The organism is Bradyrhizobium sp. CSA207, from assembly GCF_029051685.1.
In the GTDB taxonomy this organism is placed as follows: domain Bacteria; phylum Pseudomonadota; class Alphaproteobacteria; order Rhizobiales; family Xanthobacteraceae; genus Bradyrhizobium.
Map to the genome: position 1 here is coordinate 1 of NZ_JAACFT010000075.1, position 13,071 is coordinate 13,071.

A 13,071-nucleotide genomic window follows, 5' to 3' on the forward strand; every position below is an offset into this window, starting at 1 on the left:
TTCTTCGCCCTGCGTGAAAGGGCGACCCAGTATTCCAGAGACGTCCGATGCTTCTTGAGAAGCCGCGGCGTACTGGATCCCCCGCCTTCGCGGGGGATGACAGTTGTGCGTGAGGTTAGCGTTAAGCTCACCAGCCCAGCCATTCCGGCTTGCGCGGCAGGTCGATGGTCTTGACCTTCTCGAGCTTGATGGTGCCCTTGCTCATGAGGTCGTTGAGATCGCCGTCGGTGGCGCCGGCGACCTTCATGCGATAGAGGTCGACCTTGAGCGTGCCGCGATGGTCCTTCTCGGTCCAGGTCGAGGCGTTGCAGACGCCTTCCATGCCGGCCGGCACCCAGTCCTTCTTCTGGTAAAAGCCCTTGGCGACGTTCTCGCCGGTGGCGCCGCCGTTCTTGGCGGCCCAGTCGAGCGCTTCCTTGGTGTAGAGCCCGCTGCAGACGCCGGCGATGTAATGCACCGCGCGATAAGCCTTACCCGTCGGGTCGGACATCTTGGAGATTTCCTGCACGGTCTTCATGCCCGGCGCGTTGCCGCCCCAGATCACCGCCGTGCGCAGCGGGAACACCACGCCATCGGCGGCATCGGCTGCGGTCTTGGCGGCGTTCTCGTCCATGCCCCAGACGTTGCCGAGGAACTGGACGTCGACGCCGGCAGTCTTGCAGGCCTTCAGCACCGAAATATTCGAGCCGGAGGTGTTGCCGAGATAGGCGTAGTTCGCGCCGGAGCTCTTCAGGCTCAGGCACTGCGCCGAGTAATCGCCCGGCGTCAGCGCGAACACGATCGCCGGCAGCACCTCGAAGCCAAGCTCCGCCGCGAGCGCTTCGCCCGCCGCCTTCGGCGCGTTCGGGTAGGGATGGTTGGCGCCCATATGGACGAATTTCGGCTTGCCGGGCTTGCCCTTGGCCTTCCAGTCCTCCGCAGCCCAGGTCACCAATGCCCGCATCGCGTCGGAATAGCTCGGGCCGTAGAAGAAATTGTAGGGCGCGGGCTTAGCCTTGCCGCTGGCGCCTTCGGGATCGGTCAGCGCCGCCGCATAGGAGGCTGAGATGTAGGGGATCTTGTCCTGCGCCACGAAGCCGGTCAGTGCTTCGGTGTCGGCGGTGCCCCAGCCCATGATCGCGGCGACCTTCTCGGCCCCGGACCATTTCTTGTAGAGCGCGATCGCGCGCGGCACCTGGTAACCGTAGTCATTGGTGTCGAGCTTCACTTGCTTGCCGCCAATGCCGCCATTCTTGTTGATCCAGGCAAATGTATCGGCGACGGCTTGGCCATAGGGCTGTCCGACCTCCGATGTCGCGCCGGAATAGTCGGCAAGATGACCGACCGCGATCTGGGCCTGGGCGGCCGCCGACACGCCGCCGACCAGCAGCGCGAGCGAAACCGTGCTCAAAAGGGATTTGATCGTCATTTGTACCTCCTGTTATTCGTTTGACCTTGTTGCAGTTGTGTCCGCCCTCAATGTGAGAACGGATAGAGTTTCCAGTACGCCTTGATCTGCCGCCAGCGATGCGCAAGGCCGTCCGGCTCGAACATCAAAAAGCCGATGATGATCACGCCGATCGCGATCTCGCGTAGGAAGCTGATGTTGGTGTTGAGCGCCAGCGCCTTATCGATCGTGCCGCCCTTCAGCCAGTGGCTCAGCCATTCCATCGATTCCGGCAGCAGTACCACAAAGGCGGTGCCCATCAGCGTACCCATGATCGAGCCGGTGCCGCCGATGATGATCATGGCGAGGAACAGCACCGAGCGCTCGATGCCGAAACCTTCCTGCGAGATCACGAGCTGGTAGTGCGCATACAGTGCGCCGGCAATTCCGGCGAAGAAGGCGGCAAGCCCGAAGGAAAGTGTTCTGTACTTGGTAAGATTGATGCCCATGATCTCGGCGGAGAGATAGTGGTCGCGCACGGCCACCAGCGCCCGGCCGTCGCGCGTGCGCATCAGGTTGGTCACCAGGATGAAACTGACGAGAACGTAGGCCAGCACGACGTAGAAATATTGCCTGTCGCCGCGCAGTGTATAGCCGAAGATCGAGAACGGATTGGCGCTGGCCGGCACCGTGCCGCCCGAGAACCAGTCCGCGCGCGAGAAGAAGTCGAGCAGGATGTATTGCGCGGCGAGCGTTGCAATGACGAGGTAGAGTCCCTTCAGCCGCGCCGCCGGCACGCCGAAGATCAGCCCGACCACCGCGGTGACAACGCCGGCGAGCGGAATGGCGAAGAAGACGGGGATCGGGAAGTTGTTGTTGATATAAGCAGAGGTGAAGGCGCCGAACAGGAAGAAGGCGGCGTGGCCGATCGAGATTTGCCCGGTGAAGCCGACGAGGATGTTGAGGCCGAGGGCTGCGATCGAGAAGATGCCGATCTGGATCAGGATGCTGAGCCAGTATTCGCTGAACAGCTGTGGCGCAAAGCAGATCAGCACCACGCCTGCTATCGCCATGTTGCGGCTGGTCGCGGTCGGGAAAATCGTGGTGTCTTGCGCGTAGGTGGAGCGGAAGTCGCCAGCGGGAATGAGGGTAGGGCCTGCCATGGATTACACCCGCTCGATGTCTTTGGTGCCGAACAGTCCGTAGGGCTTGATCATCAGGATGATGATCAGCACGTAGAACGGCGCGATCTCGTAGAGATTGCCCCAGTGCAGATACTCGCTGTCGACATATTGCGCGATGTTCTCGAGCAGGCCGATGATGATGCCGCCGAGCACGGCGCCGCCGACGGAATCCAGCCCGCCGAGGATCGCTGCCGGAAACACCTTGATGCCGTAGGCGGCCAACCCTGACGACACGCCATTCACCACGGCGACCACGACGCCCGCGACCGCCGACACCGTCGCCGAAATCGCCCAGGCCATCGCGAACACGCTCTTGACGGAAATGCCGAGCGACTGCGCCACCTGCTGGTTGAACGCCGTGGCGCGCATCGCCAAGCCGTATTTGGAGGCGCGGAAGAACCAGGCCATGCCGATCATCATGGCGACTGAAACGACGAGGCTCATGACGTAGACGGTCTGAATCTGAAGCCCGAACAGGCTGACCGATTGGCTCTCGAACACATGCGGAAACGGCTGCGGATTGACGCCGTACATCCATTTCAGCGTGGCCTGCAGCACGGTCGAGAGGCCGATCGTCACCATGATCACCGAGATGATGGGTTCGCCAATCATCGGCCGCAGGATCAAGACCTGGATGGCGATGCCGAACACGAACATGAAGACCAGCGTCATCGGCATGCCGATCCAGAACGGCACCTGGTATTTCGCCAGCAGCGTCCAGCACACCCAGGCGCCGACCAGCAGTAGCTCGCCCTGCGCGAAGTTGACGACTTGGCTGGCCTTGTAAATCAGCACAAACGACATCGCGACCACGCCGTAGAGCGTGCCGACCACGAGGCCGTTGACCAGGAGCTGGATGAGGAAGGCGGTGTTCATGTCGATCCACGTGCTGAATGCAGAGGCGATGACGGTGCACCCTCTGCCCTTGTGGGAGAGGGTGGCTTCGCGAAGCGAAGCCGGGTGAGGGGTTGTCGCCGCAGTGACGGTGCGGCGAGAAGACCCCTCACCCGAGTGAGGGTTTGGCCGATAGCGGAGATGCCCTCTCCCACAAAGGGAGAGGGCGCATCGATTGGTGGCGCGCTCTGGGTTGGAAGCGAGGTCACTCCGCCGCCTCCGCCAATTGCCCGGGTCCGCCGAGATCCACCACCCGCAGCGTCGTTCGCACCCTTTGGGTAGTGCCGTCCTGGAATCGGATCACGGTGTCGACGGGGATGTCGGGGTCGCCGCGATAGATGGCATCGATGATGCCTTCGTATTTCTCGTTGATGACGCTGCGGCGCACTTTTCTCGTGCGGGTGAGCTCGCCGTCGTCGGCGTCGAGCTCCTTGTAGAGCAAAAGGAAGCGCGAGATGCGCTGGGCCGGCGGCAGCGTGAGGTTCACGGTCTCGACTTCCTTGCGGAGCAGGGCATAGACCTCCGGCCGCGAGGCGAGATCGCTGTAGGTCGTGAACGAGAGCCGGTTCTTCTCCGCCCATTTCGAGATGATGGAATAGCGGATGCAGATCATCGCCGCGAGCGCATCGCGGCCGGCACCAAGCACCACGGCTTCCGCGATATAGGGCGAAAATTTCAGCTTGTTCTCGATGAACTGCGGCGAGAAGCGCTCGCCGCGCGAGGTCTCGGCGAGGTCCTTGATGCGGTCGATGACCACGAGCTGCCCGTTGTCGTTGAAATAGCCGGCATCGCCCGACAGCATCCAGCCATCCCTGAGGTCGGCGACGCTCGCCTCCGGGTTCTTGTAGTAGCCCAGGAACATGTTGGGATGCCGCACCACGATCTCGCCGACGCCGTGAACGTCGGCATTGTCGATGCGGATCTCGACGCTGTCGGCCATCGGCACGCCGGTGGTGTCGGGATCGACCTTGCCCTCGGGATGCAGCGTGTAAGCGCCGAGCAATTCGGTCTGGCCGTAGAGCGTGCGCAGGGGCACGCCCATCGCCTGGAAGAACTTGAAGGTGTCGGGGCCGAGCGCCGCGCCGCCGGTTGCGGCCGAGCGCAGGCGGGTGAAGCCGAGGCGGTCGCGCAGTGCACGGAACAGGATTGCGTCGGCAAAGCCGGAGCGCTTGCCCTGTTCGAGCGCGGCAAGGCCCGTCTTCATGCCCATATCGAACAGGCGCTGCTTGAAGGGTGTGGCGTCCATCACCTTGGCGCGGACATCGGCGGCGATGGATTCCCAGACGCGCGGCGCAAACAGCACGAACGTCGGCGCGATCTCGCGCAAATCGTTCATCATCGTATCCGGCTCTTCGACGAAGTTGATCTTCATCCGGCAGAGCAGGCCTTTGCCGAGCACATAGACCTGTTCCATGATCCAGGGCAGCGGCAGCACCGAGACATATTCGTCGTCCGGCCCCTTCGGGTCGAAAGCGAGATAGGTCGCGCAATGGCCGAGCACGCGTCCGGCAGCGAGCATCGCGAGTTTCGGGTGCGACGTGGTACCCGAGGTGGTGCAGAGGATCGCAACGTCCTCGCCCCTGGTGGCATCCACCAGCCGATCATAAAGCTCGGGCTCCCGGGCGGCTCGCGCCCGGCCGAGCTCGGCGAATTTCTCCGCCGACATCAGCCGCGGATCGTCATATTTCCGCATCCCACGCGGATCGGAATAGATGATGTGCTTGAGCCTTGGCACGCGGTCGGCAAGCATGAGCAGCTTGTCGACCTGCTCTTCGTCCTCCGCAAAGACCAGCTGCGCCTCGCCGTAATTCAGCAGGTAGGCGGCTTCCTCATCCAGTACGTCGCGATAGAGCCCGAGGCTCAATCCGCCGATCGCATGGGTCGCCACTTCGGCAGCAACCCAGTCCGGCCGGTTGTCGCCGATGATGCCGATGACATCCTCGCGCCCGAGGCCCAATTCGATCAGACCGAGCGCGAAGTCGCGTACCCGCGTCTGATAGTCATTCCAGGTGAACGGGCGCCACAGTCCGAGATCCTTTTCGCGTAGCGCGATCTCGTAGCCGTACTCCTTGGCATTCAGCCGGAGCATCTTTGGATAGGTATCGGCCTGCGCGACGCGGCCTGCGTAATCCATCATGCCGCGCTCTCCTGCGCCGGCGGAGCATCGTCTGGATCGACCAGCACCTCATCCTCCTCGCCGAGATAGGCGCGTCTGACGTGGGGGTCGGCGAGCACCGCGGCCGGATCGCCCTCGGCGATCTTGCGGCCGAAATCCAGCACCATGACTCGGTGGGAGATGTCCATCACCACGCCCATGTCGTGCTCGATCATCACCACCGTCATCCCGAACTCCTCGTTGAGATCGACGATGTAGCGGGCCATGTCCTCCTTCTCCTCGAAATTCATGCCGGCCATCGGCTCGTCGAGGAGAATGAGGCGCGGCTCCAGCGCCATTGCGCGGGCCAGTTCCACGCGCTTGCGCAGACCGTAGGAGAGGGTTCCGGCTTGCGCCTTTCGCACCGACTGGAGGTCGAGGAAGTCGATGATCTCCTCGACCTTGCGGCGATGCTCGAGCTCTTCCTTGCGCGCGCCGGTGAGCCAGTAGAGCGAGCCCGTGAAGAAATTGTTCTTCAGCAGGTGATGGCGGCCGACCATGATGTTGTCGAGCACGCTCATGTGGTGGAACAGCGCAAGATTCTGGAAGGTGCGGCCGATGCCGAGCGAGGCCCGTGCATTCGGCGTCAATCCGGTAATATCGCGGCCTTGGTAGAAGAGCTGGCCTTCGGTGGGCTTGTAGCGGCCGGAAATGCAGTTCACGATCGAGGTCTTGCCGGCGCCATTGGGACCGATGATCGAGAACAGCTCGCCCTCCTTGATGGCGAAGCCGACATCGGTCAGCGCACGGACGCCGCCGAATCGCAAGGACACGCCGCGCACTTCAAGACTGGTAGCCACCAAACAAAGCCCTCCCGGTGATGGCGCTTTTTGTGGCGCTCTTCGTCGGTTCCTCTCGGGCGATCCTAGTACGGTCGTGCCGGTGAGGCCATGCAGCAGATGGTCTCGACCGGACCGCGCGGCTTTCGTTCCCGGTCGGGATCAAAAGCCGCATTGCCCAAGGTGGCCCTCAATAGGGGAAAGCGCTATTTAGGAATGTCTCCCGGCTGACAATTCGGCGACAAAGTATTTCGGGCGACAAGCGGCCTTCATCTTTCGTCGGATGCTGCTGAAACAATCGTGTTGCGGTGCAACAGAAGGAGTGACGAAACGGTGTGGCTGGCCTCTAGATCATGATTTCAGAGGATCAACTGAAGCGCGTCGCCGCTTGGTCGCGCGAGCTTACCGAGCGGGAGATCGCAGTCGCCCGCGGTGGAATCACGGAGCGGTCCTACGGCACCGGCGAGACCGTTTTCATGCGCGGCGACGCATTCGCCTATTGGGCCGGCATGGTGAGCGGCCTCGCCCGGATGGGCGGGGTCTCGCGTGACGGCAAGGAGACGAGCCTGGCCGGGCTGACGGCGGGGGCCTGGTTCGGCGAGGGCAGCGTGCTCAAGAACGAGCCGCGCCGCTACGACGTGGTCGCGCTGCGCGACAGCCGCGTCGCGCTGATGGAGCGCAGCGCCTTCATGTGGCTGTTCGAGAACAGCGTCGGCTTCAACCGTTTCCTGGTCCGCCAGCTCAACGAGCGGCTCGGCCAGTTCATCGGGATGCTCGAGGTCAACCGCACGCTGGATGCCACCGCACGGCTCGCCCGCAGCATCGCCTCGCTGTTCAACCCGATCCTCTATCCGGAATCGACCGCGCATCTGGAGATCACCCAGGAGGAGATCGGCGCGCTCTCCGGCATGTCCAGGCAGAACGCCAACCGCGCGCTCAACCGGCTGGAGAAAGAAGGGCTGCTGCGGCTGGAGTACGGCGGCGTGACCATTCTCGATATCGAGCGCCTGCGCAGTTACGGTGGGGAATGAGGCCGCGCTCGCGGCCGTTAACCAACCACCGCTTGCTCTTCCGGTGCGACGAGCCCATGCTTGCCAGGTTCCTGGACCCATCTGTTGGTTCAGCAGATCGCGGCTTCCGCGAGGTCTTTACCCATGAACTGCGCTTGCTGCGGTTCCGAGGTTCAGAGCGGCTTTGCTTTCTGCCCAAAGTGCGGCACGAAGCAGCCGAACGCGTGCCCGGGTTGCGGCCATTTGTGTGCACCGGATTTTGCGTACTGCCCGAAATGCGGCGCCCTCGTCAGTGAGGCCTCCAAGGCCGACGGGCCGACGACGATGCGGACGAGCCCGGTGACATTCCCGATCAGGGCCTCCTCGCCACCGCTGGCGCCGACGGCCGACGCCCAATACGCATTTCGATCGCAGCCGGATAACATCGACAGCGAAGCCAACCGCCGCACCATTACCGTGCTGTTTGCCGACCTCAGCGGCTTCACCACGATGAGCGAGCGGCTCGACCCTGAGGTCGTGCAGACGCTTCAGAACGAATTGTTCGAGGAACTGACGGCAGCGGTACAAAACTTTGGCGGCTTCGTGGACAAGTTCATCGGAGATGCGCTGCTTGCGCTGTTCGGGGCGCCGGCTGCGCACGAAGACGACCCCGAACGGGCGGTCCGCGCTGCCCTCGACATGATCAGCCGGATGGAGCGTCTCGGCGAACATGCGAAGGCGTACGCCGGCTCACCGCTCCTGCTTCATATCGGCATCAACACCGGGCACGTGGTAGCGGGCGGACTTGGTGTGGGCGTCGCCAAATCCTATTCGGTGACCGGAGACACGGTGAATACAGCTCAACGATTGCAGTCGATGGCTCCCTCCGGCGACGTGTTCGTGGGGCCGCTGACCTATCGCCTCACGCGGCACGCTTTCTCGTATGAATCCCTTGGCGAGGTTGTGCTGAAAGGCAAGATGGGCAGTGTCCTGGTCCATCGCTTGAAGGGGCCGCTCGACACGCCGCGTGCGGCACGCGGCCTTGATACGCTTGGCCTCAGCGCGCCAATGATCGGCCGCGACGCCGAGCTTGCGCGTTTGTTGGGCAGCCTTGACCGGGCCTGTGGCGGCGCGGCGCAACTGGTGCGGCTGGTCGGTGAAGCTGGCATCGGAAAGACGCGCCTGGTAGACGAATTCGTCACGCGCGCCGGCGATGAGGACCGTTTCGCAGGCGTGGCGATCCGGCGCGCTATCTGCTCGCCGCTGGGCGAACAATCCTACGGCACCCTTGCCGCTGTGCTGCGCAGCGCGTACGGCATCGCGCAGAAGGCGACCGTGGCAGAGGCCCAGGCCAAGCTGGCTACGGCACTGTTGGAGCTCGGCCTTGCGGTGGAAGAGGCCGATCGCCTGATGCCCCTTTATTTCCACGTTCTCGGTCTCGGCGATCCGGACGCCGCGTTGCAGCACGTCGAGCCCGAGCAGCTTCGGCGGCAGATATTCTTTGCGATTCGCACCGTGTTCGAACGGCGCCTGGTCCAGTCGCCGCTCCTGATCATTGTCGAGGATCTGCACTGGGCCGATGCCGTATCTCTTGAAGCGCTGCGATTCCTGATGGACCGGTTGGAGCGTACGCGGCTGATGCTGTTGTTCACGCATCGGCCCATGCTGGAACTGGATCAGTTCGGTTCGGGTCGGATCAGCCATACGACCCTTCGATTGCTTCCGCTTGGCGATGCAGACGGACAAAAGCTCCTAGCGGCCTACTTCAGCCACGGCTGGAGTGAACCGCCGGGAAATCTGTTCAGTCGAATCCTCGAGCGCGCGGGCGGCAATCCACTCTTCTTTGAGGAAATCATCCGCGGTCTCATCGAAGCTGGCGCCTTGGAGCGTGACGGCTCACGGTGGCGGATCAAGTCAGATGAAGCCGCTGCCGATATCCCGGCAAGCATTCAGGCCCTGTTACTGGCGCGCCTGGACCGGCTGCCGTATGAGGTGCGCCGGTTGGCTCAGGAGGCCGCGGTGATCGGCCCGCGTTTCGATGCGGCTCTTCTCGGTGCGACGGCATCCGAGCGGACGAGGGTGGAAGCGGGGCTCGAACTTCTGTGCGATGCCGAGATTGTCGAGGAGGTCGCGGGCGCGAACTCGATCTCGCTGCGATCCTATCGCTTTACGCAAACCATGCTTCAGGACGTGATCTATCAAAACCTGCTCTTGCAGCGTCGGATCGAGCTCCATGGACGGATTGGTGCCGCGCTCGAGCGGCTCTATGGCAATGAGCCCGAGCGGCTCGAAGACCTGATACTGCTCGGACATCATTTCAGCCTGAGCGCGAGCAAGCCGAAAGGTGCGCGCTATCTGCGCGCGGCCGGCGATCGCGCCCGCGCGACCTATGCCAATGACGATGCCATCCGGTTCTACCAGCAGGCCCTCGCCGTGTTGTTGACCGGCGGGGAACGGGAGCCCGAACGCTTGGTCCTGTACGAGCGGATCGCCGAGCTGTGTGCCGCGGCCGGCCGGAGAATCACGGCTGAGGAGCACTACCAGAGTGCGCTGGAAGGTCATCACAACGCGGAGGACCGCATCGGCGAAGCGCGAATTCTCCGCAAGCTTGGCCGATTGTTGTGGGACGCCGGCAAGCGGATCAAGGCAGAGGCGCATTATGCCGAGGCGGCCGAACTGCTTGGAGGGACCGACGCGCCCATCGAGTGGGCGCACCTCCTGCAAGAGCGCGGCCGTCTCGCGTTTCGCACGGGCGATCACGTGGCCGCCGCGAGATGGGCGGACGAGGCGCTTGGCTACGCCCGATGCGTGCCGGCGGACGCCGACAGGCAAGCCGGACTCGAGGCGGCGCGCGCCATTGCGGAGGCGCTCAACACCAAGGGGGCAGCACTGGCGCGGCTTGGACGACACCAGGAGGCGGTGCGCGAGGTGGAGCAGAGTGTCGCAGCAGCCGAGACCGCCGGTCTCCTCAACGTTGCCTGCCGCGGCTACACCAATCTCGGTGTGCTCTACACGATCGTCGACCCGGCGAAGGCCGTGGAGGTTTGCCGGCGCGGACTCGATGTCGCGCGTCGGATCGGCGATCTCGGCTTCCAGGCGCGCCTTCTTGCCAATTTTGCCGTTGCCTGTTGCACCTTCACCGACAAATGTACCGAGGAGGGGGTGCCGGCTGCCGAAAAGGCGATCGAAATCGACCGCGCGCTTGATCAGCGCGAGCATCTCTCCGTGCCGTTGATCGTGCTCGGGCAAATCCATCAATGCCATTTCCGGCCCGATCTGGCTGCTCGCTGCTACAATGAGGCAATCGAGGTGGCGAGCGAAACCGGCGAGCCGCAGCAGCTGTTTCCATGCTATGATGGTCTTGCGACGCTGAACCTTGATCGCGGCGACATGCCCGAGGCCGAGCGATATTTCGCGCTGGCACAGGACGTCTGCGCGCGGCACGGGCTTGATCCCGCAGGGCTGATCGTACTGCCGTTTCTTGACTAGATCATGTGAAGGAGTGCCATCATGTCTGAACGTTACGTCGAAGGACCACTTCAACCGGGCGATCGTGCGCCGAACGTCGTGCTGGACGCGATCACGCGCGACGGAAAGATCGCGCTCGAAGACTTTCGCGGACAAAGCCCGATATTGGTCGGCCTGTATCGGGGGCTGCACTGCCCGTTCTGCCGCCGCCATATCGCGGCACAGGCGCAACTTGATGCCGCCTTGCACGAGAAAGGCATCGAAAGTCTCACGGTGGTCAACACGCCGATCGAGCGCGCGCGACTCTATTTCCGTTACCATCCGTTGCCCAACCTGCTCGCCGCGTCCGATCCCGAGCGGATCTCGCACCGCGCGTTCGGCCTGCCCAATATCGAGTTCACGGAGAAGGAGACAGAGTGGCCGCACAAGGTCAGCATGAACGTGATCATGAGCATGCAAGTCGACATGCCCGGCGAATTGCCCGGCCCCATGAACCGGCCGGCGGCCGCGGAGTACCTCAATAGCAAGGACGGCTATGAGATAACGGAAGCCGATCAGCGCATGGCGGCAACCGGCCAGGGCCAGCTCTTTGGGCAGTTTCTGCTCGACCGCGAGGGGGTTGTGCGCTGGAGCTTTACCGAGGTGCCCGAAGGCGGCCATCGCATGTTTGCCGCCCCGAGCCCGCAGGAACTGATGTCGGCTGCCTCGCAGGTGGCGGTTTAGGCGCTGGCGCTGGGACTTAAACCCTCTACTGCGGCCGCTTTTCGGTGCGGGTGAGACGCCGGTGCGCAACCCGTGCGCGGCAAGTTCACCCGAGACCGCCGGCCCTACCGATGCGATGAGCGTCCGCTCGAATCCTGCGCGCAAGCGCGCCTCGTTCGGCGTGTATCTGGCCATTCTTGCATGGGGCGGTCTCTGTCTGCGCGACCCCCGGATGGAGGCGCTGCTGCCGCTGAGATCGCCATCTGCGGACGTCTGAGAACGTTTGCGCTTCACACGAGCACGAAGTCGGATCCCCGCAACTGGTTTATTCCGATGTGATCGAGAATAATGAAGTTCGCCGGATCAGTTGGATCGGTGATGGTCGTGTTGCCGTGACCGTCATTCGCAGCGTAGTGCGTCAGAATGTCGTTGACGCTCCCGAATGTCGACTTGTCGAGTTGCAACGTGTCATTGTGACTGAAGTCCGTGATCTCGTTTCCTCCGAAGTTGCCCTTGAAGACAAATTGGTCGGGCCCATTGCCGCCGGTCAGGACATCGCCGTTGCCGCCGACCAATGCATCCGCGCCATTTCCTCCGGCGAGATGCTGACCGCCAAGGGAGCCGTCGAGAACGCCTTTGCCATTGCCTCCGGTGATCGTTTGTCCAGGGGTGCCGGCGAGATAGGTCTGCCCGTTCGAGATGACGGTGAAGGCGAGGGTCGATTGCACGACGCCCCCATGCCCGTCGCTCTCGGTAAAGTGAAAAACGTCCACAGCAGTTGAACCGCCGGCGCCGTGGATCGCCGTATAGGAATAGCTGCCGTTGCTGTTGAGCACCAACGTTCCGTAGGTGCCGTTGATTGCATTGCCGACGTTTCCGCCGTCTATAGCTGTCACGGAGAGCTGATCACCGTCCGGATCCGTATCGTTCGCAAGCACGTTGCCGCTCGACGTCGTTCCGATCTTCAATCCGGCAGTATTGTTGAGCACGACCGGGGCGCGATTGAGCGCGACGTCGAGATCGGCGGATGCAATGCCGCCGCGGCCGTCGCTTTCATTGTAGGAAAACACGTCGTGCAGATGGCTGCCCGTTGGGCCCGTAAGATCTGTGACAATGTAGTTGAACGAGCCGTCGGCGTTCAGTGTCAGCTTGCCGTGGGCGCCTACGCCGACAAAGGGCGTAACCGTCAGGGAATCACCGTCGGCATCGCTGTCATTGGCAAGCACGTTGCCGGTCGCCGTACCGCCGATTCCGGTAGTTGCATTGGCGGCATCGTCAACGGCGACGGGAGAGTGGTTGGTGACGGGATTCGGAATATTGACGTCTTCGGTGCTGGTGGCGACGTCCCAGCTGAAGGTGACGGGCGTGCCGATGGCGCCGTTGGGCGACTGCGGCGTGGTGGTGAGGCTGACCTGCTGATAGCTGAAGGCCAGCATGTCGTGGCCGGTGTTGCTGTCGTGATAGCTGGTCAGCGTGACGTCGCCGAGCTTGAGGTCATAGACGGTGCGGCCGTCGATGCTGATGCCCTGCAGCT

At 63.0% G+C, this 13,071-nt stretch carries 9 protein-coding genes and 1 pseudogene; 3 read left to right on the plus strand and 7 right to left on the minus strand.

Annotation, left to right across the window (positions count from 1 at the left end):
* Positions 1-127 precede the first annotated feature (127 nt).
* From GWG65_RS39490 to GWG65_RS39510, 5 genes are all read right to left on the minus strand, one after another.
* Positions 128-1,408, minus strand: coding sequence for an ABC transporter substrate-binding protein (locus GWG65_RS39490; protein ID WP_275200806.1), 1,281 nt, complete (start codon positions 1,406-1,408; stop codon positions 128-130).
* Between the two features lie 47 nt (positions 1,409-1,455).
* Positions 1,456-2,529, minus strand: coding sequence for a branched-chain amino acid ABC transporter permease (locus GWG65_RS39495; RefSeq protein ID WP_275200807.1), 1,074 nt, complete (start codon positions 2,527-2,529; stop codon positions 1,456-1,458).
* A gap of 3 nt (positions 2,530-2,532) precedes the next feature.
* Positions 2,533-3,426: a branched-chain amino acid ABC transporter permease gene (locus GWG65_RS39500; RefSeq protein WP_275200808.1), complete on the minus strand. Its 894-nt coding sequence runs from the start codon at positions 3,424-3,426 to the stop codon at positions 2,533-2,535.
* Between the two features lie 223 nt (positions 3,427-3,649).
* Positions 3,650-5,581, minus strand: coding sequence for a long-chain fatty acid--CoA ligase (locus tag GWG65_RS39505; RefSeq protein WP_275200809.1), 1,932 nt, complete (start codon positions 5,579-5,581; stop codon positions 3,650-3,652).
* The gene (locus GWG65_RS39510; protein ID WP_247391785.1) at positions 5,578-6,399 is read right to left on the minus strand and encodes an ABC transporter ATP-binding protein; all 822 of its coding nucleotides are present in this window, start codon (positions 6,397-6,399) and stop codon (positions 5,578-5,580) included. The genes GWG65_RS39505 and GWG65_RS39510 overlap by 4 nt, the downstream gene beginning before the upstream one ends.
* A 332-nt stretch (positions 6,400-6,731) precedes the next feature.
* Here GWG65_RS39510 and GWG65_RS39515 point away from each other — a divergent pair, with 332 nt between their 5' ends.
* From GWG65_RS39515 to GWG65_RS39525, 3 genes are all read left to right on the plus strand, one after another.
* Positions 6,732-7,409 carry a Crp/Fnr family transcriptional regulator gene (locus GWG65_RS39515; RefSeq protein ID WP_275200810.1) on the plus strand — a complete coding sequence of 226 codons (678 nt, stop codon included), beginning with the start codon at positions 6,732-6,734 and terminating at the stop codon, positions 7,407-7,409.
* A gap of 123 nt (positions 7,410-7,532) precedes the next feature.
* On the plus strand, positions 7,533-10,856 hold the full coding sequence (locus tag GWG65_RS39520) for an adenylate/guanylate cyclase domain-containing protein (protein WP_275200811.1): 3,324 nt from the start codon (positions 7,533-7,535) through the stop codon (positions 10,854-10,856).
* 21 nt (positions 10,857-10,877) lie between these two features.
* The gene (locus tag GWG65_RS39525) at positions 10,878-11,558 is read left to right on the plus strand and encodes a redoxin domain-containing protein (RefSeq protein WP_275200812.1); all 681 of its coding nucleotides are present in this window, start codon (positions 10,878-10,880) and stop codon (positions 11,556-11,558) included.
* Between the two features lie 45 nt (positions 11,559-11,603).
* On the opposite strand, the pseudogene GWG65_RS39530 reads toward GWG65_RS39525, so the two are convergent.
* Both GWG65_RS39530 and GWG65_RS39535 read right to left on the minus strand, forming a co-directional pair.
* Positions 11,604-11,714, minus strand: a pseudogene (locus GWG65_RS39530) (uroporphyrinogen-III synthase); the annotation flags it as partial.
* Between the two features lie 113 nt (positions 11,715-11,827).
* Positions 11,828-13,071: Ig-like domain-containing protein (locus tag GWG65_RS39535; protein WP_275200813.1), on the minus strand; the 1,244-nt coding region annotated here is incomplete at its 5' end.